Here is a 24812-nt window from a genome sequence, read left to right as displayed (position 1 = left end):
GCAGGACGCCGTCGCGGGGTACCCCTGCCGCATGAGCCCCGAACCCGCGCCGCTGCTCGCCCTCGACCTCACCGGCACCTTCGCGTTCGGGCTGAACGGGGCGCTGACCGCGGTGCGCGCCGCGCGGCTGGACGTGGTCGGCGTGGTCGTCCTCGGCATGATCACCGCACTGGGCGGCGGCTTCGTCCGTGACGTCCTCATCGACTCGCTGCCACCCGCCACCCTCCTGGACTGGCGCTACTACACACTCGCCGCCGCCGGCGGCCTGATCGCCTTCGCGCTCAGCAGGCACCTGCGCCGGATCGAGGCGGCGATCACCGTGCTCGACGCGGTCGGCCTGAGCATCTTCGCGGTGATCGGCGCGAGCAAGGCACGGGACGCCGGGCTGGGCGTCGCGCCCGCGATCCTGCTGGGAGTGATCACCGCAGTGGGCGGGGGGACGATCCGCGACACGCTCGTCCGTCGGATCCCGACGGTGCTGAGCAGCGGCCTGTACGCCATCCCCGCCCTGGTGGGCGCGGCGGTGACCGTCACCACCATCGAGACGGGCCTCTACGGCCTCCCGGCCGCGCTGGGAGCGGCGACGGCCTGCTTCCTGGTCCGTGTCATCGGCCTCCGCTTCCGCCTCGACGCGCCCGAACCTCCCGAGACCAGCGGCCGCAGGAATCCACGGGGAGCCGACGTCTAGCGGTCACGCTCCGTGTCCGTCCGAGTGGCCGGATCCATGGCCGTCGCCGAGGCTCGACCCATGGCGAGCGATACGACGACTGCCTCCGCCCAGACCGTGCTGTCCGGTCTCGACGCGATCCGGTCCGGCGTGGAGGACCTCTACCGGGACCTGCACCAGCACCCCGAACTCGGCCTGCGCGAGCACCGCACGGCGAAGAAGGCGGCGGACGCCCTGCGGGAGTCCGGCTACGACGTCACCGAGGGTATCGGCGGCACGGGTGTCGTCGGGGTCCTGGCGAACGGGGACGGACCGGTCGTCATGGTCCGCGCCGACATGGACGCCCTGCCGGTACGCGAACGCACCGGCCTCCCGTACGCCTCCACCGCCACGGTCACCGACGACGACGGCGAGCAGCCCGTCATGCACGCCTGCGGCCACGACGTGCACGTGGCCTCCCTGGTCGGCAGCGCACGGCTGATGGCCCAGCACCGGGACGCCTGGCGGGGGACCTTCGTAGCGCTCTTCCAGCCGTCGGAGGAGAAAGGCGACGGCGCCGACGCGATGGTGAAGGACGGCCTCACCTCGAAGGCGCCCCGGCCGGACGTGGTTCTGGCCCAGCACGTCCTGCCCTACCCCGCCGGTTACGTCGGCACCCGGGCCGGTTCCTTCCTGGCCGCCGCGGACAGCCTGCGCGTCACCGTCCACGGACGAGGAGGCCACGGCTCCGCGCCCCAGGCCACCGTCGACCCCGTGGTGATCGCCGCCATGATCGTCGTACGCCTGCAGACCGTCGTCTCCCGGGAACTGGCCGCCACCACGCCCGCCGTGGTGACGGTGGGCAGCATCCGGGCCGGCAGCAGCCCCAACGTCATCCCCGACCAGTCCGTCCTACAGCTCAACGTCCGCACGTACGACGACACCACGCGCACCCAGGTCCTGGACGCGATCGAGCGGATCGTCACGGCCGAGTGCCAGGCATCCGGGTCGCCCCAGGAGCCCGAGTTCGAACGGATCACGTCCTTCCCGCCCACCGTCAACGACGAGGAGCCGACCCGGCGCGTCGCGGACGCGTTCGCCGCGTACTTCGGCGACGACGCCCACACCATCGGGTTGCAGACGGCCAGTGAGGACATGAGCGAGATCCCCCAGGCGTTCGGGGTGCCGTTCACCTACTGGGGCATCGGCGGCATCGACCCGGAGCGCTATGTCGAGGCCGCCGAGAAGGGGACCGTCTCCCAGGACATCCCGGTCAACCACAGCGCCCTGTTCGCCCCCGTCCTCCAGCCCACCCTGGACACCGGCGTCAGCGCCGTGACGGTCGCCGCCCTCGCCTGGCTCGGCGGCGACTGAGCGCCGCGCGGGGGGGGCGTCACGACGGAATGGGATCCCACCGCAGAGGTGGCCTGCGGTAGGCGGACGCCTGCCTCGAGGGACGTGGCGAGCATCGCCCGGCCACCCGGCGGCAAGGCCCTCCCGCAGGCCTCCAGCACAACCGGATCCCCTCCGCGGACACCACTCTCCCGGCACGTCGACACCGAACCCGGCTCATCACGAGACCGGTGGGCCACCCGGACGAGAACCGCTTTCTGGCACCGGCCTGAGTACGGGTGCTCAGACCCGCTGGTGGCTGGTACTGATGCCCCGTCACAAGACGGTCATTAGCGTACGGCCCGGCCACCGACATCACACGGCCACACGTTCACGAAGACATCCACTCGACAGCCCACGACAGGGGGGCCACGCATGGCGTGGGACGAATGGGAACAGTTGAAGGCCGCAGCGGCCGAACGCGGCAGCGCGCAGATGCAGCTGAACCAGTTACCGGCCGAGCGGAGCGGCGGAACCGGCGACCTCATCTCGAACAAGCCAGCCTGGACCAGGGCCGGCACGGACATCGGCTCGCTGCGTGAGGACATCGGCAAGGCCACGGCAAAACTCAAGGATGGCCAGACAGGCCTCGGCAGCGCCACCGGCTGCCTGACCGCCGCCGCCCAAAAGGACGTCTACAGCTCCTGGGAGACCTACGTCGAGAAGGTCAGCGGACGCTGCGGGAAGCTCTCGGGCCTACTGGTGAAGGCGGGCAACGACCAGTTGAAGACAGACCAGTCGGTCGAGGCCGAGCTCGCCAAGCTCGTGGTGACATACGCGGACACGCCGTCCGTGGGCGGGCAGGACAAGGGGCGGTAACCGGACATCATGGATCTCGCGACGCTCAAAGCCCTCAAGCCGACCCAGTACTCCGAAGCGGCCGACGGCTACCGCAGCACCTCCGACATGGCGAGCACGGTCAAGGACCGCATCGACAACCAGATAGCGGTGGCCATGAGGAACCAGTTGAAGGGCAAGGCCGCCACTGCGGCAGGCAAGCAGCTGGCGGAGCTGAGCCAGAACTTCCACTACATCCAGACGCAGTGCGGCCTCGTCAGCACCGCTCTCGAAGCGTTCTCCTACGAGATGGAAGCGGCCAAGCGAAAACTCGACACGGCCCTGGAAAACGCCAAGGCGGCCAACCTCACCGTGAACTCCGACGGATCGGTCACCTACCCGCCCGGCGGCGAGAAGGACGAAGACGGCAAGATCCCTGTCGGTGGCACAGTGAGCGGCCTGACGGACAGCACCGCCTCGGCCGTCGGCCGACAGGCAGCCAACTTCGACCCCAATCCCCACCACCGCCTCGCCCAGGACTGCGCCGACCTGATCGCTACCGCACTCAAGGAGGCGACCGAGGCGGACGGGAAATGGGCGCCCAAGCTACGGGCACTCAAAGCCGACGACGACCTCACCGTATCCGACGTGGACTGGTCCGACGCTCACTCGGACATGGCCGGGGTACGCGAGGCGGGCAAGAAATACCTTGACACCCTGCCACAACCGCCCAAGGAGGGCAGCCCCGAGGACAATGCTGAATGGTGGAAATCACTCAGCCCTGAAGAGCAGACCGCATGGGTATCTGCCAGTCCCGAATACGTAGGAGGGCTGAACGGGCTTCCGTCCGCAATCCGAGACGAGGCCAACCGTATCGTTTTTGATGAGACGCGTGCACAACTTCGCATGGAGTTGAACTCGTTACCCAAGCCTCCCACCAACGAGTGGACTTGGATGACCTCGGGTCCTTACCCGGTCAAAGTGCACACCGACGAATGGACGGAATGGCACAGACAGTACGGGGATCGCTCCGAGCAGCTGAAACAGACCCTAAAAGGCATGGGCTACATCCAAGACCGTTTTGACAGGACCGGCATAAGGGGCCTGCCCGAGGCATACCTTCTCGGGTTCGATCCCAAGGGGCTTGGCGACGGCAAGGTCATCATCGCCAATGGAAATCCGGACACGGCCGACCATGTGGCCGTCTATGTCCCTGGAACGTACGCCGGTCTCGAGAAGATCGGGGAAAACAAAGATCACGGGGACATCGGCCGCGGAGAGAAATTGTGGACAGAAAGCAGTAAATTTTCACCGGGCCAGAACGTTTCCACAATAACCTGGCTCGACTACAACGCCCCAGATAGCATCATCCCGCAAGCGACCAACGGGAAATTTGCCGAAGAAGGCGGTCCGCGCCTGTACGACTTCCTGCAAGGAAATAGGGAAGCCCACGAAAACGCGTCAGGAAGCACTGCCCACACCACGGTCATCGGGCATAGCTATGGAAGCACGGTGGTCGGCGTATCGGCGCAAAGCGGAAGCTGGAAGGATCCTGAGGCCGTCGACGATTACATCTTCGCAGGGAGCCCCGGCGTCCAAGCGGACCATGCAGCCGACCTGGGGGCAGGGGCAGATCACGTTTGGGCGATGGGTGCGCCATGGGACGATCAGGTCGTCCGTCAGGGTGGTCGCATGATGGGACTTGGCGACAACCTGACCATTCCCACCGACGAATCGTTCGGCGGGAACATCATGAAAAGCGACTCGGATGGACACAGTGGATTCTGGGACGACGAATCTCAGAGTCTACGCAATCAGGCCGCCGTAATCTCCGGCAAGTATCATAGGGTTGAACTTGAATAAGCGACTTTCGGAGTTTCTGTATATCTTCGCGGCCTTCGTTCTTCTGGCCGCCTGTTCACAGGGAAGCGAGTCGGCCGACATGGAAGTGCGCGACGAAGAAGCCGTCAAAACACAGATTGAGCAGGCATCCAGCAGGATCTTGGAAATAATGGCACTTAAGGGAAAGGTGACAGACACCGGCGCCATGACCATTCGCTGTTCGGATCACGAATCGGATGAGAATGTCTACCGTGCGCGCCATCCGTGGAGTGTTTACCAGGTCCCCGTGTCCGACATGGAAAAGGCCATGGCGCGCCTCCGTGACGGACTGCCCGAGAAGGGCTGGAAGATCGTGAAAGATGGCGTGGACGACAGTCCCGCCAAGAGCCCACAGATCGTCGCCGAGTCCAAAGGCCAGGAGTACGCAGTGGATGTGCGACTTCTCGATGAACGAAAGTACGGCGACGACCCCTCACTCATCGAAGTAACGGTCCAGTCAGCCTGCTACCGATCCAAGTAGCCGTTTTTAATCCACATCAGCGGTCAGCACCGACCGGCTCCTCCATCGTCGTCCGTTGCCGCACAGCGGGATGCCCTCACCGTCAAGCAGAACTTCGATGGCAAACGCGCCGAGGCCCCGCTGCATGCAGGAGGCCGCCCGGTTCCGCCGTCTTGGCGGGACTGGCTGGGGCCTTCTTGATGTTTTCGACGGTCAGCCCGACCGGGGCAGGCACAGTGGCCGGGGCGCTTTCTCCGCCGTACGGAACAGGCGGCGGGTCAGAAGTCGCCTGCGTACTCCGTCGCCAAGACCATGTGGCCGCCGAACTCGCGCCGACCGCCGGAGAGCCCCCATGTTCGCACCTGCGCGGGACACGCCCCGCAAGGTCGGTCCTACGCGGTCTCCCGCCCGCATACCGAGGTGTTCCGGAGGATCGCCGGCGCTCCGGCCGGGACCAAGGGCCCGTTGACCGCGGACACGGACCGGGTCCGTCGCTCCCCGGGGCTCCAGCCCTCGAAGGACAGCGACTTCGGCGGGGCGCCCGACTGCGTTCGCCACAAGGGAGGGAGCCGGTGGGCCACTGCTCCCGAAACGAGGAAGACCCCTGGTCGAAGCGCCTCTGACCAGGGGTCGAACGGTAGGCCCTGTGGGACTCGAACCCACAACCAATGGATTAAAAGTCCACTGCTCTGCCAATTGAGCTAAGGGCCCGGGGCGTGTTGCGTGATGTTGCCACACCGAGCATAGCCCGACGCGGCCGGGACGCCGATCGGGTATCGGGGACTCGGCCGCGTCGGCGGGCGTCGTGGGGTGCGGATGCCGGTCCCCGGGCGGCGCCGGGCGAGGGGCGGCGTCACGGATCCGCCGGCTCGGGGGCGTTCGCGTGGGCCGCCGCTCGGGCGCGGGTGCGTTCGTGGTCGGGGTCGAGGAACCAGTGGCGGGCCGAGACCAGCCACCAGGTCGCGGCGAAGCCGAGGACGACCAGGACGGCGATCGGCGCGTAGTTGAAGGTCTCCCAGGTGACCGGGGAGACCTGGGGCAGCATGAACAGGACCGTGATGACGCAGACCCACGTCACCGCGACCACGCCCACCGCCCGGGACCAGCGGCCCAGGTGCCACGGCCCCCGTTCGAAGGCGGCGCCCTTGCGCACCCTCAGCAGCGTCGGGATGACGTACGCGATGTAGAGGCCGATGACGGCGATCGACGTCACCGCCGCGTACGCCGTGACGTTGATCAGGTACGGCAGGCCGAGGACCAGCGCGCCCAGCGCGGCCAGCCACACCGCCGCGACCGGCGTGCGGGTGCGCGGGTTCACCGTGTGCCAGACGTGGGACCAGGGCAGCGCCCCGTCGCGCGAGAAGGCGTAGATCATGCGGCTGTTGGCCGTCACCGACGCCATGCCGCAGAAGAGCTGCGCCCCGATGACGACGAGGAGCAGGAGCTTGCCCGCGGTGGCGCCCAGTGCGTCGAGCAGGATCTGGGCGGGCGGCGCGCCCGTCGGGGACGCCAGGGCGCCCTCGTAGGACCGGATGGCGAAGGTGAAGCCGAGCAGGAGGACGAAGCCCGCGATCCAGGACGTCCAGATGGAGCGGACGATACCCTTCGGGCCGGCGGTGGAGGCGTCGCGGGTCTCCTCCGTCATGTGGGCGGAGGCGTCGTAGCCGGTGAAGGTGTACTGGGCCATCAGCAGGCCGATCAGGACGACGTAGACGCCGCTGCCCCAGCCCGTGTTGTTGACGAACTCGCCGAACACGAAGGACGCCGGCCGGTGGTGGTCGGGGACAAGGGCCAGCGCGCCGACGATGACCGCGACGCCGAGGACGTGCCACCAGACGCTGACGCTGTTCAGCAGGCCGACGATGCGGACGCCGAAGGTGTTCAGCAGGCCGTGGAGGACCAGGATCGCGGCGAAGAGGAGGATCGTGCGGCCGGGGGTGACCTCGAAGTCGAACTGGAGGTTCAGGTAGGCGCCGAGGAAGGACGCGGCGCCGAAGTCGATGCCGGCGGTGACCGCGACCTGGCCCAGTACGTTGAACCAGCCCGTGAACCAGGCCCAGGCCGCCGCCGTGCGCGGGGGCGCCAGGCGGTGCGCCCAGAAGTACAGGCCCGCCGACGTGGGGTACGCCGAGCAGATCTCGGCCATCGCCAGACCGACGAAGAGGGTCATCAGGCCGACGGCGACCCAGCCCCACGTGATGACGGCGGGGCCGCCCGTGTTCATGCCGAACAGGTAGAGGGTCAGGCAGCCGGAGAGGACGGAGATGATGGTGAAGGAGACCGCGTAGTTGGAGAACGCCGACATGCGGCGGGCCAGGACCTGGGTGTAGCCGAGCTGGGCCAGCCGTTCCTCGTCCGACGGCCCGCCCGGCCTGGCGTCATCTGTCATGCCCCCAGCAATTCCCACACCGGGCACGTGACATGCGCCACTCCGCGGCCGGAAGCGCGCTGTCGCGGTCGGAGAGTCCACCAGGCACGGGAAAGGCCGTGGCCCCCGCCCGGTCGGGCGGGGGCCACGGCCCTCGGCATCAGCGGCAGGCGTCAGCCGTTGCGCTTCCAGCGCGGCTTGTCGTCGCGGCGGCCGAAGGACGAACCGCGGTGGTCGTCACGGCGGCCGAAGGGACGCTCGTGACCGCCGGCACGGAAGCCGGGGCGGTCGTCACGACGGTCGCGGTTGAACGGACGGTCGCTGCCGCGGTGGCCGGGGCGGTCGTCGCGGCGGAACCCGCCACGGTCGCCGCGGTCGCCGCGGTCGTCACGACGCTCGAAGGAACGTCCGCCACGGTCGTCACGACGGTCGTCACGGCGGAACCCGCCGCGGTCGTCACGACGGTCGAAGGAACGTCCGCCACGGTCGTCACGACGGTCGTCACGACGCTCGAAGGAACGCCCACCCCGGTCGTCACGACGGTCGTCGCGACGGAACCCGCCACGGTCGCCGCGGTCGTCACGACGCTCGAAGGAACGTCCGCCACGGTCGTCACGACGGTCGTCACGACGCTCGAAGGAACGCCCACCCCGGTCGTCACGACGGTCGTCCCGGCGGAACCCGCCACGGTCGCCGCGGTCGTCACGACGCTCGAAGGAACGCCCGCCACGGTCACGGTCGTAGGAACGGTCCCGGTCCGCGAAACGGTCCCGGCCGTTCCCGCTCCGCTCGGTGCGCTCGGTCTTCTCCGCATCCCGCGGGCCCGACTGCGCCGGCACCGAGACCTCGGCCTCGGCGGCGGCGGTGGCCACCTCGGCCAGCACCGTCTCCGGGTCCTCACCCCGCTCCCGCGCGACCCTGGCGACCAGCCGGTCCGCCTCCTCGCGCAGCTCCGCGGCACGCCGCTGGGCCCGCTCCAGCTCCTTGGTGAGCTGGGCGACCTCACGCTCGGCCTGCTGCGCCGCGTTGCCCGCGGACTCGGCCTGGACCTCGGTCATCGACCGGGCACCGGTGATCTCGGCGACCTCCGGCTCGAAGGCCGCGCCGCCCTGGATGATGTGGCGCGTGGCGTCGACGCCCGCGTCCTCCATCAGCCGGAAGATCTGGCGGCGCTGGTGCGGCAGGGACAGGGAGACGACCGTGCCGGTGCGGCCGGCGCGGGCCGTGCGGCCGGCGCGGTGCAGGTAGTCCTTGTGGTCGCCGGCCGGGTCCACGTTCAGCACCAGGTCGATGCCGTCGACGTGGATGCCGCGCGCGGCGACGTCGGTGGCGACCAGGACGTTGACGTAGCCGTCCTTGAAGTCGGCCAGCGTGCGGGTGCGCGCGCCCTGGGTCATGCCGCCGTGCAGCGCGTCCGCCTTCACGCCCGCGTCGCGCAGCTGCTCGGCGACGCGGTCGGCGCCCAGCTGGGTGCGGACGAAGATGATGGTGCGGCCCTTGCGGGAGGCGATGGCCGCGGTGACCGGCGCCTTGTCCTTGGGCTTCACGACCAGGATGTGGTGCGACATGGTCGTCACCGCGCCCTGGGCGGCGTCGACCTCGTGGCTGACCGGGTTGTCCAGGTACCGGTCGACGAGGGTCTTGATCTCGTTCTCCATGGTCGCGGAGAACAGCATCCGCTGACCGCCCGGCGGCACCTGGTCGAGCAGCTCGGTGACCTCGGGCATGAAGCCCAGGTCGGACATCTGGTCGGCCTCGTCGAGAACGGCGATCTGCACGTTCTCCAGGGAGCAGGCGCCGCGGTTGATGATGTCGCGCAGCCGGCCCGGCGTGGCGACCAGGATGTCGACGCCCTTCTCCAGGGCGTAGATCTGGTTGCCCATGGACGTACCGCCGCAGACGACCTTCATGCGCAGCCCGACGACGTCCCCGTAGGGCTGCAGCGCGTCGGCGACCTGCATGGCCAGCTCGCGGGTCGGCGTCAGGATGACGGCGCGCGGCTTGTGCTTCTCGGTGCGGCCGCCGGCCAGCGTGGCCAGGGTCGGCAGACCGAAGGAGAGGGTCTTGCCGGAGCCGGTGCGGCCCCGGCCGAGGATGTCCTTGCCCACCAGCGCGTCCGGGATGGTCGCGGCCTGGATCGGGAAGGGGGTGGTCACGCCGTTCTGCGCGAGCTTGCGCACGATGCCCTCGGGCAGACCGAGGTCGGCGAAGGTGGTCTCGGGGGCGGCGGCCTCGGAGGTCTCGACGGCCTCGGGGGTCTGCTGGGCCTCAAAGACGCCCTCGGCGTTCTCGGGCACGACGGCGTGATCGGTACTGATGATGGACATGCGAATGCGAAACCTTCCGGAGTCTCTCGTCGGCACGCGCCCGTCAACTCCGTGAATCGCGTTTCGCAATACGACCGCCTCGATGCGGTCCACCACGGCAAGGGAGAGAGTACGCGCCACACGGCGCGCTCTGCGTTGGCGCCGGGCAAATGGGATCAAACGATCTACCACCATACGCACCCACCACCCCCGATGGCAAACCGGGTAGCACATGCCCAGCTCAGCCGGTCCTTCGCCCCGTCTCCGGACCCCCGTCCGCCCTCCCCTGACGGCCGGCCCGGACCGCGCCGCCCGGCCTACACCGGCACCCCCGCCTCCGGTGCCGGCTCGCGGTGCGCCAACTGGGGCCCCGGCGGCTCGTGCGCCGACGAGGACGGCTCCGGCGTCGGCTCCGGGGTGGGGGAGGCGGGCGGCTCCGGGTCCACCGTCCGCGGCGGCTCCGGGTCCACCGTCCGAGGGGGCTCCGGGTCCACCGTCCGCGGGGGCGCCGGATCCTCCGGCTCGCCCTTCGCCGGAGCGGATCCGGTCGCCTGCGCGGAGGGCGGGTCCGAGGCGGACGCGCCCTCGTCCTCGCCGTCCTCGCCGCGTCCCCCGCCCTTGCGCTCGCGCTTGCCGCGGTCGTCCTCGCCCTTCTTCCCCTTGCCCTGTCCACGCCCCTCACCGGCCGCCGCCGGGCCGTTCCCGGCCCCGCCGTCCGACGCCGCCGGTCCGCCGCCGGGCGCCTCCTCGCCCCGCTCCCCGGCCGAGTGCGACGGCCCGGCGTCCCCGCCGGACTCCTCACCGACGCTCATACAGCCTGCGGCGACGGCGACGGCGACGACCGTGGCGGCCAGACGGACGGGTACGGGCAAGGGGCGCACGGCGGCCACCTCCGGGGGTCAGGAGTCGCCGTGCCCAACTCCCGTCACCCGCGACAGGACACGCGCCCCGCGCCGAAGACCGCCGCCCGGCTCCCGGACCGCGGGCCGCCGCCCCGGGGCCTCACCCGTATCCGAGGGCGTGCAGGCGCGCGTCGTCGATCCCGAAGTGATGCGCGATCTCGTGCACCACCGTCACCTCGGTCTCCGCGACCACGTCCTCGCGGCTGTCGCAGAACCGCAGCGTCGGCCCCCGGTAGATGGTGATCCGGTCCGGCAGCACACCGGCGTACCACTCCCCGCGCTCGGTCAGCGGCGTCCCCTCGTACAGCCCGAGCAGCTCGGGATCGTCCGCCGGCGGTTCGTCCTCGACGAACACCGCGACGTTGTCCATCAGCCGCGTCAGCTCCGGCGGGATCCGGTCCAGCGCCTCGGCGACCAGTTCCTCGAACTCCTCGCGCGTCATCTCCAGCACAGGCCCATTGTCGGGTACGACACATCGGGTGCGACAGCGCCGCCGCCCACCGCCCCGCCTCGCATAACCGCCCGGGGACTTGGGCATACGGGACCAATGGCCCGCGTCCCCGCCGCAGCCCGGCACGTCCCGACCGAGGTGATGAACCGCATCCGCAGCGCCCCGCGCGCCCTCACCCGCCGCCTGCGCGCCCGCCCGGCGTCCCCGACGCCGGAGCTCGCCCCCCGCTCCCGCCCCTGGACCCGCGGCCTGGGCCTCGTCGCCGTCGTCCTGCTCGGGGCCTGGCTCGGCCTGCTGGTCGTGGGCAACGTGCGCGTCCCGGTCGGCCCCATGAACACGACGATGACCCTGCGCCCCTCCCTGACCGGCGGCACGAAGATCAACGTCTCGCCGCTGGGCGCCCTCCAGCTCGACAGCCACATCGCCCCCGTCCGCCTCGACGTCAACGTCGACCAGCTCGACCCGGACCGCGCCCAGGCGCTCGTCGACCACCCCGAACGCCTCTCCGGCCTCCAGGACGAGGTCGCGAAGGACGTCGAGCAGGGCACGCTCGACCTGGCCGTCCGCTCCTGCGTCGCCGTCGTCACCGGCGCCACCGCCCTCGGCCTCGCCGTCTACCGGCGCCCCCGCCGCGCCCTGGGGGCCGGCGGACTCGCCCTCACCCTCCTGGTCGCCTCCGGCGGCACCGCGTACGCGACCTGGAACCCCGACTCGGTCCTGGAACCGAAGTTCTCCGGCCTGCTCTCCTCCGCGCCCTCCCTGGTCGGCAACGCGCGCAGCATCGTCACCGAGTTCGACGTCTACCAGAAGGAGCTGGCCCGCCTGGTGACGAACGTGACCAAGCTCTACGACGTCACGTCCACGCTCCCCGCCTACCAGCCCGACCCGACCACGATCCGCGTCCTGCACGTGTCGGACATCCACCTCAACCCGGCGAGCTGGAAGATCATCGCCTCGCTGGTCGAGCAGTACAGGGTGAACGTGATCGTCGACTCCGGCGACACCATGGACCACGGCACGGCGGCGGAGAACGGCTTCCTGGACCCCATCGAGGACCTCGGCGCCCCCTACGTCTGGGTCCGCGGCAACCACGACTCCCGCGTCACCCAGGAGTACCTGAAGGGCCTGAAGAACGTGCACGTCCTGGACGACGGCCGGGCCCGCACGATCGCCGGCCTGCGCTTCGCCGGCGTCGGCGACCCGCAGTACACCCCGGACCGCTCCGCGAAGCCCGGCGCCGAGGCCTCCCAGGAACTGGCCGGCGCCCGTCTGGCGTCCGCCCTGCGCGACCAGGCCAGGGCCGGCGCCCCCGTGGACGTCGCCGTCGCCCACGAACCGTCGGCGGCCCGCGAGGTCGACGGGACGGTCCCGCTGGTGCTGGCCGGCCACGTCCACCACGAGGACATGGAGGTCATGAAGTACGGCACCCGGCTCCGCGTCGAGGGCTCCACCGGCGGCAGCGGCCTGCGCGCCGTCGAGGGCAAGCACCCCGACCCGGTCCAGGCGTCGATCCTCTACTTCGACCGGGACAGCCGGCGCCTCCAGGCCTGGGACGAGATCAGGCTCGGCGGCCTGGGCCTGACGACGGCCGAGGTCAGCCGCCACCTTCCGAAGGAGAACCAGCCGGGCGCGACTCCGTCCCCGGTCGGCACGGGCCCGTCGCCGACGGACGCCACCGGCCTCCCGAGCGGCCCGACTCCCGGCACTCCGTAAACCGTTTTGGCGATACCTCCCGCCATCCCATATGCTTCTCACGTCCCCGACGCGCTGAGAAGCGCCCAGGCGGGCCGATAGCCCTCATCGTCTAGCGGCCTAGGACGCCGCCCTTTCAAGGCGGTAGCACGGGTTCGAATCCCGTTGGGGGCACGCAGTACATGTGCGACACTGTCGTACGAAGCTTGGTCCTGTGGAGCAGTTTGGAGTGCTCGCCACCCTGTCAAGGTGGAGGCCGCGGGTTCAAATCCCGTCAGGACCGCTGAGGTTTCACGTGAAACCTCGCGGCTGGGTAGCTCAGTTGGTACGAGCGATCGCCTGAAAAGCGATAGGTCGCCGGTTCGACCCCGGCCCCAGCCACAGTGAGGCCCCGATCTTCGGATCGGGGCCTTGTTGTTTCCGGCCCGGCCCACTGGTCCGGCCGGCCCCGCACCGGGGCCCGGGCAAAAGCGTTCGCCAGGAATTTCCCGGGGATGCGATCCTGGAACCCGTATGTCTACGCACCCCGCCCCTGCCCTCGGCGCCCTCGCCCCCCGCCTGACCGAGCTGTCCCTGCGTGACGCGCATCGGCTCGGCCGCAGGCTCGAGGGCGCGCGGAAGATCCGTAAACCGGAGGCCCGTGCCGCCGTTCTCGCCGAGATCGAGACGGAGGTGGCCAAGGCCGAGCAGCGCATCGCCGAGCGCCGGGCCCGCGTGCCCGCCGTCACCTACCCCGAGCAGCTCCCGGTCAGCCAGAAGAAGGACGTGATCGCGGAGGCCATCCGTGATCACCAGGTCGTCATCGTCGCAGGTGAGACCGGGTCCGGGAAGACCACGCAGATCCCGAAGATCTGTGTCGAGCTCGGCCGTGGCGTCCGCGGCATGATCGGGCACACGCAGCCCCGCCGGATCGCCGCGCGCACCGTCGCCGAGCGGGTGGCGGACGAACTGGACACGCCCCTCGGTGAGGCCGTCGGCTGGAAGGTGCGGTTCACCGACCAGGTGAACCCGGACGCCACGTTCATCAAGCTGATGACGGACGGCATCCTGCTCGCCGAGATCCAGACCGACCGCGAGCTGCGCGCCTACGACACGATCATCATCGACGAGGCGCACGAGCGGTCCCTCAACATCGACTTCCTGCTCGGGTACCTCGCGCAGCTGCTGCCGAGGCGGCCGGACCTGAAGGTCGTCATCACGTCGGCGACGATCGACCCCGAGCGTTTCTCCCGGCATTTCGGCGACGCGCCGATCATCGAGGTCAGCGGCCGGACGTATCCGGTGGAGGTGCGGTACCGCCCGCTGCTGGAGGAGGACGGCGACGACGCCGACCGCGACCAGATCACCGCGATCACCGACGCCGTCGAGGAGCTGATGGCCGAGGGGAAGGGCGACATCCTCGTCTTCCTCTCCGGTGAGCGGGAGATCCGGGACACCGCCGACGCGCTGGAGAAGAAGAAGTACAGGTTCACCGAGGTCCTGCCCCTGTACGCCCGGCTCTCCCACGCCGAGCAGCACCGGGTGTTCCAGCAGCACACCGGGCGCAGGATCGTGCTCGCCACGAACGTCGCCGAGACCTCGCTGACGGTGCCGGGCATCAAGTACGTCATCGACCCCGGGTTCGCCCGGATCTCGCGGTACAGCCACCGCACCAAGGTGCAGCGGCTGCCGATCGAGCCGATCTCGCAGGCCAGTGCCAACCAGCGCAAGGGCCGCTGCGGGCGCACCAGCGACGGCATCTGCATCCGGCTGTACTCCGAGGACGACTTCGACGCGCGGCCGGAGTTCACGGACGCGGAGATCCTGCGGACGAACCTCGCCTCCGTCATCCTCCAGATGACCGCGGCCGGCCTCGGCGACATCGAGAAGTTCCCGTTCATCGACCCGCCGGACCACCGCAACATCCGTGACGGCGTGCAGCTCCTCCAGGAGCTCGGTGCGCTGGACCCGTCGCAGAAGGACGCGCGCAAGCGGCTGACCGACACCGGCCGCAAGCTGGCCCAGCTGCCCGTCGACCCGCGGCTGGCCCGGATGGTGCTGGAGGCCGACAAGAACGGCTGTGTCCGCGAGGTCATGGTCATCGCCGCGGCCCTGTCCATCCAGGACCCGCGCGAGCGCCCCTCGGAGAAGCAGGCGCAGGCCGATCAGCAGCACGCCCGCTTCAAGGACGAGACCAGCGACTTCCTCGCGTTCCTCAACCTCTGGCGGTACGTGCGCGAGCAGCAGAAGGAACGCGGCTCGTCGTCCTTCCGCCGGATGTGCAAGCAGGAGTACCTCAACTTCCTGCGGATCCGCGAGTGGCAGGACATCTACACGCAGCTGCGCACGGTCGCCAAGCAGATGGGCATCCACCTCAACGACCAGGACGCGCCCGAGGACCGCGTGCACGTGTCGCTGCTGGCCGGGCTCCTCTCCCACGTCGGCATGAAGGACGTGAAGGACGCCGGGGGCGAGGGCGGGAGGAGCACGGCCAAGAACGAGTACCTGGGCGCGCGCAACGCCAAGTTCGCGATCTTCCCCGGTTCGGCGCTGTTCAAGAAGCCGCCGCGCTTCGTGATGTCGGCGGAGCTGGTGGAGACGTCCCGGCTCTGGGCCCGCGTCAACGCGAAGATCGAGCCGGAGTGGGTGGAGCCGCTCGCCGGTCACCTCCTCAAGCGCACCTACAGCGAGCCGCACTGGGAGAAGGACCAGGCGGCGGTGATGGCGTACGAGAAGGTGACGCTGTACGGCGTGCCGATCGTGGCGCAGCGCAAGGTGAACTACGGGCGGATCGATCCGGAGGTCAGCCGTGAGCTGTTCATCCGCAACGCCCTGGTGGAGGGCGACTGGCGCACGCACCACAAGTTCTTCGCGGACAACCGCAGGCTGCTGACCGAGGTCGAGGAGCTGGAGCACCGGGCGCGGCGCCGGGACATCCTGGTCGACGACGAGACGCTGTTCGACTTCTACGACCAGCGGGTGCCCGAACACGTCGTCTCCGGGGCGCACTTCGACTCGTGGTGGAAGCACAAGCGGCGCGAGCAGCCCGACTTCCTCGACTTCGAGCGCGAGATGCTCATCAACGAGAAGGCGGGGGCGGTCACCAAGGACGACTACCCGGACTCCTGGCGCCAGGGGCCGTTGAAGTTCCGCGTGACGTACCAGTTCGAGCCGGGGGCGGACGCGGACGGCGTGACCGTCCACATTCCGCTCCAGGTGCTCAACCAGGTCACGGACGAGGGCTTCGACTGGCAGATCCCGGGTCTGCGGGAGCAGGTCGTCACGGAGCTGATCCGGTCGCTGCCCAAGCCGATCCGCCGCAACTACGTGCCGGCGCCGAACTACGCGCAGGCGTTCCTGGAGCGGGCCGTCCCGTTGCAGGAGCCGCTGACGGTGACCATGGCGCGGGAGCTCAAGCGCATGGTGGGGGTGCCCTTCGACGCGGAGGACTTCGACTGGGCCAAGGTCCCCGACCATCTGAAGATCACGTTCCGGATCGTCGACGAGCGGCGCCGCAAGCTGGCCGAGGACAAGGACCTGGAGGCGCTGAAGCTCCGGCTGAAGCCGAAGGCGCGCAAGGCGCTGTCCCAGGCCGCGGCGGCCACCGCCGAGCGCAGCGGCGGCGAGTCCCTGGAGCGCTCCGGCCTGACGGACTGGACGATCGGCACGCTGTCCCGGGTCTTCGAGACGCGCCGGGCCGGTCAGCCGGTGAAGGCCTATCCGGCGCTGGTCGACGACGGGGACACGGTGTCCGTGCGCCTCTTCGACACCGAGGCCGAGCAGGCGCAGGCGATGTGGAAGGGCACGCGCCGGCTGATCCTGCGCAACATCCCGGTCAATCCGGCGAAGTTCGCGTCCGAGAAGCTGACGAACCAGCAGAAGCTGGGCCTGTCCGCGAATCCGCACGGTTCGATCCAGGCCCTGTTCGACGACTGCGCCATGGCGGCGGCCGACAGGCTGATCGCCGACTTCGGCGGTCCGGCGTGGGACGAGGAGTCGTACCGGAAGCTCTACGACAAGGTCCGCGCGGAGATCGTCGACACGACCGTCCGCACGGTGGGGCAGGTGCAGCAGGTGCTGGCCGCCTGGCAGGCCTGTGAGCGCCGCCTGAAGGCCGTGCGGAGCCCCGCGCTGCTGCCGAACCTCCAGGACGTGCGGACGCAGCTGGACGGCCTGGTGAAGCCCGGCTTCGTGACGGAGGCGGGCATCGGGCGGCTGCCGGACCTGATGCGCTACCTGGTCGCCGCCGACCGCCGCCTCCAGCAGATGCCGGCCAACGTCCAGCGGGACACGACCCGGATGGAGAAGGTCCACGAGATGCGGGACGAGTACGCGTGGCTGCTGGAGCAGATGCCCCGGGGGCGGCCGGTCCCGCGGCAGGTCCTGGACGTCCGCTGGATGATCGAGGAACTGCGGGTCAGCTACTTCGCGCATGCGCTGGGGACGGCGTACCCGATCTCCGACAAGCGGATCGTGAAGGCGATCGACGCGCTGGCGCCGTAGCGGCGATGCCGTGACGAGAGGCGCACGGAGGGTGAGTTCGACCCCGGGCCCACCCTCCTGTAGAGTCCTTCTCGCAGCGCAACGCACGAAGGGCGCCGCAAAACCTGGTCCTGTGGAGCAGTTTGGAGTGCTCGCCACCCTGTCAAGGTGGAGGCCGCGGGTTCAAATCCCGTCAGGACCGCAGTGAAGAGGGCCCGCACCGATCGGTGCGGGCCCTCTTCGTTCGTCCCTGCGCGCCCCGACGCGTTCGCCACCCCGTCGAGGCGGAGGCCGCGCCCGCGGCGCAGCCGCGATCGGGCACAGCAGCTCCCGTCAGGTCCGCGACGGAAGAAGGCCCGCACCGATCGGTGCGGGCCTTCCGCACGCGTCCGCCGCCGGCGCCCGCGGGGACCCCGGGGGCCTGCGAAGCCCTCAGCGCCCCTCTCGCGGCCTTGACGACGTCACGATCGCTCGGTACTCCAGAGGCAGGGCACGTTCTCCGTACGGCCCTGGAGGTGGCGTATGGCGGCAGCGGCCAGGCACGAGACGCGGGCACTGCTCCGCGCGCACCTGTCGGCCGCGGCGTCGTACGGCCACCTGACGCGCCGCTGTCCGATCTGCCACCGGCTGCTGCGGCTCGCGTGGGACTCCGCCGCCCCGCCGGCCCAGCCCGCGCCCCCGCCTCCGTCACCGCCTCCGTCACCGCCTCCGACGGACCGTCAAGAGACCGTCGAGGACGAGAGCGCCGCCGACGCGTGAGCCTCCCCGGCCCCAACACCCATGCACCGACGGGCTGCTGGAGCCGCCGGCTCCACTAGCGCACATATGCCAGAGCCAACAAGCGCCAGCCTATGTGACGGGTGTCACCGCATGAGTTTTTGAAACGGTGGCACTTACACCCCTCCTACAACTGGACGATTTAATATGTGCAATTGCACCCTCCCGGAGGGTGCTTCCTCACCTTCCTCCCCGGCCCGCCCACAGCGAACCGACAGCCTCGCCCAGAGTCCGACAAGGCCGCTCTCGGCGACCTGACGACCGGCACAAAAAAATCGCGCTGGACCCGGCGGAGTCCAGCGCGATCCACGACGTACCCGGTCGGTCGTCCGACATGTGCGGACGGCTTGGGCGTGGGGCCTGTTGGGGCAGGACCCGCGTCGGTTGGAGCTGTGGTTCCGGGCGCTCCGGCAGGTTGGGGGTCCTGCCGTTCTGCCCGGTTATGCGGTTGTTCAGGCCTCGCTGCGCTGCTGCGGAATGCCCGCGAGCAGAGCGCGGACCTCGGCCTCGCGGTAGCGGCGATGCCCGCCGAGCGTGCGGATCGACGTGAGCTTGCCGGCCTTCGCCCAGCGCGTGACCGTCTTCGGGTCGACGCGGAACATGGTGGCGACCTCAGCCGGGGTCAGCAGCGGCTCGGCATCAGGGGTGCGAGCGGTCATGAGCGGCCTCCTCGGGAGAACCGAACCTTCTCGGTTCTTTCCTCTAAATTCTGCACCTTGACCCGCGTTGCCCGAAATGGCGGACGCGAGTCGAGTCGGTTATAGGACGAACGGCTTGTCCTCGGCACTACAACTACACCATCCGTCCAGCCGCGTCGGCCAAACCGATGGAATTGCCCTCCCAGGTGTTCATCAGCGACGGATGCCGATGGACCATGCCATAGCGGACAGTCACGCCTCTGTGACGATCAGTCACAGGATGATCAGACGCCACCAGACCCCCCAAAGCATGCAATGCTGATATTCCGCCCACAGTGCACCACAGCAGGACGGATGGAGCCCTCCCCGGGCCCCTTGTCCTATTTTGGCATGAGGAGGGGGAAGGGGCGCAAGAGTGGTGTACGTGCGGTCCGTCACGCTTGGCACATACGCCCGGATCGGGACGTACGTCCCCTGATGACGTCGTATCAGGTCACACCGAACAGGTGTCGGAGCGAGAGACGAAACCCCACATCGGGCGGTACGTCAAACGTCAGTTCGCCGAGCGCCGGTCCCGCACCGACCGCCACCGCTCCACCAGCCGGCCGTACGCGGCGCCCGCCGTCGCCCCGTCCCCGTCGCGCAGCGCCTCGACGCCCTCGGCCACGTCCGCCGCCGAGTGGTCGTCCTCCAGCTCTCCGGCCGGCAGGGCGTGCACCAGTCCGCCGTAGTCCAGCTCCACCAGTGAGCGCGGGTGGAACTCCTCGAGCCAGCGCCCCACGTCCACGAGACCGTCGATCAGCGGGCCCTCGTCCATGGCCTCCTTCAGCGCCCGCAGCCCCCGGGCGACCCGCCGCCGCGCCTGCACCATCGGCGTCCGGTAGCGCAGCACCGGCGCCGCCGCCCCGGCACCGCCGCCGCCCTTGTCGTACTCCCGTTCCTCGTCGGAGACCAGCACGAACCAGTTGATCGGCACCTGCCAGGTGGACGTGCGGATCCAGGGGCGGGCGTCGGGATTGCCCTCCAGCCAGCGCTCGTAGTCCTGCCTGGTCTGACGGCGCACGACCGGCGGGAGCAGGGCGTCCAGGACGGGCTCGGGAAAGTCCTCGGCCAGCTCCCCGAGGGCCTGCCAGCCGCGCAGCCGGGTCCGCCAGGGACACACGCAGACCACCCCGTCGACCTCGGTCACGAAGGCGTCGCCGCTCTCGTGCACCGGGACCGGCACGGGCGGGGTGGGCAGCAGGTCGGCCAGGGAGCGGCGCAGCTCGTCCTGGTAGGAGGGCAGGTCGGTGCGGCGGGCGTAACGGGCCCAGTGGGCGCGCTCCGGCTCGGGGAAGGCGGCCAGCGGCTCGTAGACGCGCAGGTACGCCGCGTAGGGGACGATCACCGAGGACACCTTGGGCACGCCTGCTCCCTCCCCCGCGCTCCGCTTCGAAAACCTGCGGGAGCCGATCACAAACGCGCGGGAATCTCTGCAAATCGTCGCACGTCCGTACTCCGTGCGGAGGTGATCCTGAGCACTGTGCGGCGGGCGGCCACCACCAGGCTCTAATCTCGTGCCACAGTCCCCGCCACCCGCACGGGGACCGTCACCACCCGCCGCACCTACACAGGAGTCACCACCGTGACCGACGTAACCGGCGCACCTGCTGATGTACTGCACACCCTGTTCCACTCGGACCAGGGGGGTCATGAGCAAGTCGTGCTCTGCCAGGACCGTGCCAGCGGCCTCAAGGCCGTCATCGCCCTCCACTCCACCGCCCTGGGCCCCGCGCTCGGCGGTACGCGCTTCTACCCGTACGCGAGCGAGGCGGAGGCCGTCGCCGACGCGCTGAACCTCGCCCGCGGGATGTCGTACAAGAACGCCATGGCCGGCCTCGACCACGGCGGCGGCAAGGCCGTGATCATCGGCGACCCGGAGCAGATCAAGAGCGAGGAGCTGCTGCTCGCCTACGGCCGGTTCGTCGCCTCGCTCGGCGGCCGCTACGTCACCGCCTGCGACGTCGGCACCTACGTGGCCGACATGGACGTCGTGGCGCGCGAGTGCCGGTGGACGACCGGACGCTCCCCCGAGAACGGCGGCGCGGGCGACTCGTCCGTGCTCACCTCCTTCGGCGTCTACCAGGGCATGCGGGCCGCCGCCCAGCACCTGTGGGGCGACCCGACGCTGCGCGACCGCACGGTCGGCATCGCCGGCGTCGGCAAGGTCGGCCACCACCTGGTCGAGCACCTGCTCGCCGAGGGCGCGAACGTGGTCGTCACGGACGTGCGCAAGGACGTCGTACGGGCCCTCACCGAGCGGCACCCGTCGGTGATCGCCGTCGCCGACACGGACGCGCTGATCCGGGTCGAGAACCTGGACATCTACGCCCCCTGCGCGCTGGGCGGCGCACTGAACGACGACACCGTGCCGGTGCTGACCGCGAAGGTGGTGTGCGGCGCGGCCAACAACCAGCTCGCCCACCCGGGCGTCGAGAAGGACCTCGCCGACCGCGGGATCCTCTACGCGCCCGACTACGTGGTGAACGCCGGCGGTGTCATCCAGGTCGCCGACGAGCTGCACGGCTTCGACTTCGAGCGGTGCAAGGGCAAGGCCGCGAAGATCTACGACACGACGCTGGCCATCTTCGCACGTGCGAAGGAAGACGGTATTCCGCCGGCCGCCGCGGCCGACCGGATCGCCGAGCAGCGGATGTCGGAGGCACGCGCGCGGCTCTGACCGGAGACGGCGCTCCGCGCCCTCCGGAGAGTGATCCGGAGGGCGGTCCGGAGGCGGTCTTCGAAGATTTGTCCGGTACCCGCCGGGAGGCAGTTGGAGAGAACTCTCACTTATCCCGGCGGGTCGACCGTCGAAAGGTGGTTAAAATCGCCGTTGACCAGCGAGGACGGGGCGCCTCGAAGGTCATGGGCGTAGCCACGTCCTGCGGGCGACGTACCGTATGGGCGTGGGCTCAGGTACCGTGGAAGCCCTACGGACCGGTCTCTCCGCGGAGAGCCCGTTCCGGACCATGAACGCGTGTCAAGACTCTGGGGCCGTCGAGCCCCGTCGTTGAGGGGGTCGAGCCATGGGGCGCGGCCGGGCCAAGGCCAAGCAGACGAAGGTCGCCCGCCAGCTGAAGTACAACAGCGGTGGGACTGATCTCTCCCGCCTGGCCGAGGAGCTGGGCGCATCGACGTCGAGTCCGCAACCGCCTAACGGCGGGCGGTTCGAGGACGATGAGCAGGACGACGAGCTGTACGCAAAGTACGCCGACCTCTACGAGGACGACGAGGACGAGGACGGCCAGTCCCCGCAGCATCGTCGCGGCGCTTGACCCTGCACTGAACACTCACCCGGTCGGTGACTTCCGTCACCGACCGGGTTCTGTGCTACCCGCATCGCCGTGCCGGTCCCGGCTCAGCCGGCGTAGTCGCCGGTCATCGTGGCGCCCGTCCCGTGGTCGCCGCGGTCGGTGATCTCGCCCGCCACCCAGGCGTCGACGCCGCGGTCGGCGAGCGTCGCCAGCGCCACGTCGGCGGACTCCTGGGGCACGACGGCGATCATGCCGACGCCCATGTTCAGGGTCTTCTCCAGCTCCAGGCGCTCGACCCGGCCCGTCCGTCCGACGAGGTCGAAGACCGGGGCCGGGGTCCAGGTGGAGCGGTCGACGGTCGCGTGCAGGCCGTCGGGGATCACGCGGGCCAGGTTGGCCGCGAGACCGCCGCCGGTGATGTGGCTGAAGGCGTGCACCTCGGTGGTGCGCATCAGGGCCAGGCAGTCCAGCGAATAGATCTTCGTCGGCTCCAGGAGCTCCTCGCCGAGGGTGCGGCCGAGGTCGTCCACGTGCGCGTCCAGGGCCAGGCCGGCCTCGTTCAGCAGCACGTGGCGGACGAGTGAGTACCCGTTCGAGTGAAGCCCGGAGGCGGCCATCGCGACGACCGCGTCGCCCTCGCGGATGCGGTCCGGGCCGAGCAGCCGGTCGGCCTCCACGACGCCCGTACCGGCGCCGGCGACGTCGAAGTCGTCCTCACCGAGCAGGCCGGGGTGCTCGGCCGTCTCACCGCCCACCAGGGCGCAGCCGGCCAGCACGCAGCCCTCGGCGATGCCCTTGACGATGGCCGCGACGCGCTCGGGGTGGACCTTGCCGACGCAGATGTAGTCGGTCATGAACAGCGGCTCGGCGCCGCACACCACGATGTCGTCCATGACCATGGCGACCAGGTCATGGCCGATGGTGTCGTAGACGCCCAGCTGCCGGGCGATGTCGACCTTCGTGCCCACGCCGTCCGTGGCGGAGGCCAGCAGGGGGCGGTCGTACTTCTTGAGGGCGGAGGCGTCGAAGAGGCCGGCGAAACCGCCGAGGCCGCCGAGGACCTCGGGCCGCTGCGTCTTCTTCACCCACTCCTTCATGAGCTCGACGGCGCGGTCGCCCGCCTCGATGTCGACGCCCGCGGCTGCGTAGCTGGCACCAGTCGTGTCAGACATGACGATGAGAACCTCTGACTCTTGTGTCGTACGGCAGGTATTGCGGACGGACGGCTACGGGCGACGGATGGCGTCGGCGGCGGCCGTACCGGCGGGCCCGGCGGCCAGCTCGGTCTCCAGGAGCTGCTTGCCGAGCAGCTCGGGGTCGGGGAGTTCCATCGGGTACTCGCCGTCGAAGCAGGCGCGGCACAGGTTCGGCTTGGCGATGGTGGTCGCCTCGATCATGCCGTCGATGGAGATGTACGCCAGGGAGTCGGCGCCCAGCGAGGTGCCGATCTCGTCGATGCTCATGCCGTTGGCGATGAGCTCGGCGCGGGTGGCGAAGTCGATGCCGAAGAAGCAGGGCCACTTCACGGGCGGGGACGAGATCCGGATGTGGACCTCGGCGGCTCCGGCCTCGCGGAGCATGCGGACCAGGGCCCGCTGGGTGTTGCCGCGGACGATGGAGTCGTCCACGACGACCAGCCGCTTGCCCTTGATGACTTCCTTCAGGGGGTTCAGCTTCAGGCGGATGCCGAGCTGGCGGATGGTCTGCGAGGGCTGGATGAAGGTGCGGCCCACGTAGGCGTTCTTCACCAGGCCGTTGCCGAAGGGGATGCCGGAGGCCTCGGCGTAGCCGATGGCGGCGGGGGTGCCGGACTCCGGGGTCGCTATGACGAGGTCGGCCTCGGCGGGGGCCTCCGCGGCCAGCCTGCGGCCCATCTCGACGCGCGAGAGGTAGACGTTGCGGCCGGCGATGTCGGTGTCCGGGCGGGCCAGGTACACGTACTCGAAGACACAGCCCTTGGGCTTCGCTTCTGCGAATCGCGACGTGCGCAGGCCGTTCTCGTCGATGGCGACGAACTCGCCCGGCTCGATCTCGCGGACGTAGGAGGCGCCGCAGATGTCGAGGGCGGCGGACTCGGAGGCGACGACCCAGCCGCGCTCCAGGCGGCCGAGGACCAGCGGGCGGATGCCCTGCGGGTCGCGGGCGGCGTAGAGCGTGTGCTCGTCCATGAAGACGAGGCTGAAGGCGCCCATGACCTGCGGAAGGACCGTGTGGGCGGCCTCCTCGATGGTCAGCGGCTTGCCGTCGTCGTCGACCTGGGCCGCGAGGAGCGCGGTCAGCAGGTCGGTGTCGTTGGTCGCCGCGACCCGCGTGGAGCGGCCTTCCTGCTTGGGCAGGTCGGCGACCATCTCGGCGAGCTGGGCGGTGTTGACGAGGTTGCCGTTGTGGCCGAGCGCGATGGAGCCCTGCGCGGTGGCCCGGAAGGTTGGCTGGGCGTTCTCCCACACGGACGCGCCGGTGGTCGAGTAGCGGGCGTGACCGACCGCGATGTGACCCTGGAGCGAACCGAGCGAGGTCTCGTCGAAGACCTGGGAGACCAGGCCCATGTCCTTGAAGACGAGGATCTGGGAGCCGTTGCTGACCGCGATTCCCGCGGATTCCTGGCCCCGATGCTGGAGGGCGTAGAGCCCGAAGTACGTGAGCTTTGCGACCTCTTCGCCCGGAGCCCAGACACCGAAGACGCCGCAAGCGTCCTGGGGGCCCTTCTCGCCGGGGAGTAGATCGTGATTGAGTCGACCGTCACCACGTGGCACGCTCCCGAGTGTAGG

Annotated in this window: 18 protein-coding genes and 5 tRNA genes; 14 read left to right on the top strand and 9 right to left on the bottom strand. The window is 69.8% G+C overall.

Annotated features, from left to right (window positions below):
- The first annotated feature begins 31 nt into the window (after positions 1-31).
- The 5 genes from ACZ4V6_RS09350 (at position 32) to ACZ4V6_RS09330 (ending at position 5177) form a co-directional block, all read left to right on the top strand.
- Positions 32-688: a trimeric intracellular cation channel family protein gene (locus ACZ4V6_RS09350; RefSeq protein WP_467824274.1), complete on the top strand. Its 657-nt coding sequence runs from the start codon at positions 32-34 to the stop codon at positions 686-688.
- Between the two features lie 60 nt (positions 689-748).
- The gene (locus ACZ4V6_RS09345; RefSeq protein WP_467824272.1) at positions 749-2020 is read left to right on the top strand and encodes a M20 family metallopeptidase; all 1272 of its coding nucleotides are present in this window, start codon (positions 749-751) and stop codon (positions 2018-2020) included.
- 393 nt (positions 2021-2413) lie between these two features.
- Entirely contained in the window at positions 2414-2857 is a 444-nt protein-coding gene (locus tag ACZ4V6_RS09340) for a hypothetical protein (protein ID WP_467824270.1), read from the top strand.
- Positions 2858-2866: 9 nt separating this feature from the next.
- A complete protein-coding gene (locus ACZ4V6_RS09335) occupies positions 2867-4678 on the top strand; it encodes an alpha/beta hydrolase (protein WP_467824268.1) in 1812 nt (603 codons plus the stop codon).
- Positions 4671-5177 carry a hypothetical protein gene (locus tag ACZ4V6_RS09330; protein ID WP_467824266.1) on the top strand — a complete coding sequence of 169 codons (507 nt, stop codon included), beginning with the start codon at positions 4671-4673 and terminating at the stop codon, positions 5175-5177. Before ACZ4V6_RS09335 ends, ACZ4V6_RS09330 begins: the two co-directional genes overlap by 8 nt.
- 617 nt (positions 5178-5794) lie before the next feature.
- On the opposite strand, the gene ACZ4V6_RS09325 is transcribed toward ACZ4V6_RS09330, so the two are convergent.
- The 5 genes from ACZ4V6_RS09325 to ACZ4V6_RS09305 form a co-directional block, all read right to left on the bottom strand.
- A tRNA-Lys gene (locus ACZ4V6_RS09325) sits at positions 5795-5867 on the bottom strand.
- Between the two features lie 142 nt (positions 5868-6009).
- Complete coding sequence (locus ACZ4V6_RS09320; RefSeq protein WP_467824263.1) at positions 6010-7545, bottom strand: amino acid permease; 1536 nt, start codon at positions 7543-7545, stop codon at positions 6010-6012.
- 152 nt (positions 7546-7697) lie between these two features.
- Positions 7698-9851, bottom strand: coding sequence for a DEAD/DEAH box helicase (locus ACZ4V6_RS09315; protein WP_467824261.1), 2154 nt, complete (start codon positions 9849-9851; stop codon positions 7698-7700).
- A gap of 296 nt (positions 9852-10147) precedes the next feature.
- Positions 10148-10711, bottom strand: a complete 564-nt coding sequence (locus tag ACZ4V6_RS09310; RefSeq protein WP_467824258.1) for a hypothetical protein — start codon at positions 10709-10711, stop codon at positions 10148-10150.
- A gap of 121 nt (positions 10712-10832) precedes the next feature.
- A complete protein-coding gene (locus tag ACZ4V6_RS09305; protein WP_077800320.1) occupies positions 10833-11183 on the bottom strand; it encodes a metallopeptidase family protein in 351 nt (116 codons plus the stop codon).
- 96 nt (positions 11184-11279) lie between these two features.
- Between ACZ4V6_RS09305 and ACZ4V6_RS09300 the strand changes: the two genes are divergently transcribed.
- The 7 genes from ACZ4V6_RS09300 to ACZ4V6_RS09270 all read left to right on the top strand — a co-directional run bounded on the left by ACZ4V6_RS09300 (position 11280) and on the right by ACZ4V6_RS09270 (position 18095).
- Positions 11280-12896 carry a metallophosphoesterase family protein gene (locus ACZ4V6_RS09300; RefSeq protein ID WP_467824255.1) on the top strand — a complete coding sequence of 539 codons (1617 nt, stop codon included), beginning with the start codon at positions 11280-11282 and terminating at the stop codon, positions 12894-12896.
- Between the two features lie 80 nt (positions 12897-12976).
- Positions 12977-13049: transfer RNA gene (locus tag ACZ4V6_RS09295), tRNA-Glu, on the top strand.
- Positions 13050-13083: 34 nt separating this feature from the next.
- Positions 13084-13158: transfer RNA gene (locus ACZ4V6_RS09290), tRNA-Asp, on the top strand.
- A 24-nt stretch (positions 13159-13182) separates the two neighbouring features.
- A tRNA-Phe gene (locus ACZ4V6_RS09285) sits at positions 13183-13256 on the top strand.
- Between the two features lie 132 nt (positions 13257-13388).
- A complete protein-coding gene (hrpA, locus tag ACZ4V6_RS09280) occupies positions 13389-17357 on the top strand; it encodes an ATP-dependent RNA helicase HrpA (RefSeq protein ID WP_467824253.1) in 3969 nt (1322 codons plus the stop codon).
- Positions 17358-17463: 106 nt separating this feature from the next.
- Positions 17464-17538, top strand: a tRNA-Asp gene (locus ACZ4V6_RS09275).
- Positions 17539-17858: 320 nt separating this feature from the next.
- Positions 17859-18095 carry a DUF6274 family protein gene (locus tag ACZ4V6_RS09270; RefSeq protein WP_467824251.1) on the top strand — a complete coding sequence of 79 codons (237 nt, stop codon included), beginning with the start codon at positions 17859-17861 and terminating at the stop codon, positions 18093-18095.
- A 470-nt stretch (positions 18096-18565) separates the two neighbouring features.
- Here the strand turns inward: ACZ4V6_RS09270 and bldC are convergent, their stop codons facing one another.
- Positions 18566-18772 carry a developmental transcriptional regulator BldC gene (bldC, locus tag ACZ4V6_RS09265; protein ID WP_003949541.1) on the bottom strand — a complete coding sequence of 69 codons (207 nt, stop codon included), beginning with the start codon at positions 18770-18772 and terminating at the stop codon, positions 18566-18568.
- 532 nt (positions 18773-19304) lie between these two features.
- Positions 19305-20156 (bottom strand): DUF8083 family protein, encoded by an 852-nt coding sequence (locus ACZ4V6_RS09260; protein WP_467824249.1) that lies wholly within the window; start codon positions 20154-20156, stop codon positions 19305-19307.
- Positions 20157-20375: 219 nt separating this feature from the next.
- Between ACZ4V6_RS09260 and ACZ4V6_RS09255 the strand changes: the two genes are divergently transcribed.
- Together ACZ4V6_RS09255 and ACZ4V6_RS09250 are read left to right on the top strand one after the other, a co-directional pair.
- Complete coding sequence (locus tag ACZ4V6_RS09255) at positions 20376-21470, top strand: Leu/Phe/Val dehydrogenase (protein ID WP_467824247.1); 1095 nt, start codon at positions 20376-20378, stop codon at positions 21468-21470.
- A 346-nt stretch (positions 21471-21816) separates the two neighbouring features.
- Positions 21817-22065 carry a DUF3073 domain-containing protein gene (locus ACZ4V6_RS09250; protein ID WP_077800314.1) on the top strand — a complete coding sequence of 83 codons (249 nt, stop codon included), beginning with the start codon at positions 21817-21819 and terminating at the stop codon, positions 22063-22065.
- Positions 22066-22148: 83 nt separating this feature from the next.
- Here ACZ4V6_RS09250 and purM read toward each other — a convergent pair whose 3' ends face one another.
- On the bottom strand, positions 22149-23216 hold the full coding sequence (gene purM / locus ACZ4V6_RS09245) for a phosphoribosylformylglycinamidine cyclo-ligase (protein WP_467824245.1): 1068 nt from the start codon (positions 23214-23216) through the stop codon (positions 22149-22151).
- Positions 23217-23270: 54 nt separating this feature from the next.
- Entirely contained in the window at positions 23271-24797 is a 1527-nt protein-coding gene (gene purF / locus ACZ4V6_RS09240; protein WP_467824243.1) for an amidophosphoribosyltransferase, read from the bottom strand.
- Positions 24798-24812: the final 15 nt, after the last annotated feature.

It is taken from the genome of Streptomyces sp. NPDC029152, from assembly GCF_055564355.1.
Note: the sequence above shows the minus strand (reverse complement) of the source record. Positions and strands in the feature narration are given on the sequence as shown.

Excerpts from the sequence above, each read along its gene's own strand:
- bldC (WP_003949541.1), bottom strand. The coding sequence starts at position 18,772 with ATGACCGCTCGCACCCCTGATGCCGAGCCGCTGCTGACCCCGGCTGAG.
- ACZ4V6_RS09315 (WP_467824261.1), bottom strand. The coding sequence starts at position 9,851 with ATGTCCATCATCAGTACCGATCACGCCGTCGTGCCCGAGAACGCCGAG.
- ACZ4V6_RS09340 (WP_467824270.1), top strand. The coding sequence starts at position 2,414 with ATGGCGTGGGACGAATGGGAACAGTTGAAGGCCGCAGCGGCCGAACGC.
- ACZ4V6_RS09250 (WP_077800314.1), top strand. The coding sequence starts at position 21,817 with ATGGGGCGCGGCCGGGCCAAGGCCAAGCAGACGAAGGTCGCCCGCCAG.
- ACZ4V6_RS09335 (WP_467824268.1), top strand. The coding sequence starts at position 2,867 with ATGGATCTCGCGACGCTCAAAGCCCTCAAGCCGACCCAGTACTCCGAA.
- ACZ4V6_RS09320 (WP_467824263.1), bottom strand. The coding sequence starts at position 7,545 with ATGACAGATGACGCCAGGCCGGGCGGGCCGTCGGACGAGGAACGGCTG.
- ACZ4V6_RS09270 (WP_467824251.1), top strand. The coding sequence starts at position 17,859 with ATGGCGGCAGCGGCCAGGCACGAGACGCGGGCACTGCTCCGCGCGCAC.
- purM (WP_467824245.1), bottom strand. The coding sequence starts at position 23,216 with ATGTCTGACACGACTGGTGCCAGCTACGCAGCCGCGGGCGTCGACATC.
- ACZ4V6_RS09300 (WP_467824255.1), top strand. The coding sequence starts at position 11,280 with ATGGCCCGCGTCCCCGCCGCAGCCCGGCACGTCCCGACCGAGGTGATG.
- hrpA (WP_467824253.1), top strand. The coding sequence starts at position 13,389 with ATGTCTACGCACCCCGCCCCTGCCCTCGGCGCCCTCGCCCCCCGCCTG.
- ACZ4V6_RS09350 (WP_467824274.1), top strand. The coding sequence starts at position 32 with ATGAGCCCCGAACCCGCGCCGCTGCTCGCCCTCGACCTCACCGGCACC.
- ACZ4V6_RS09345 (WP_467824272.1), top strand. The coding sequence starts at position 749 with ATGGCGAGCGATACGACGACTGCCTCCGCCCAGACCGTGCTGTCCGGT.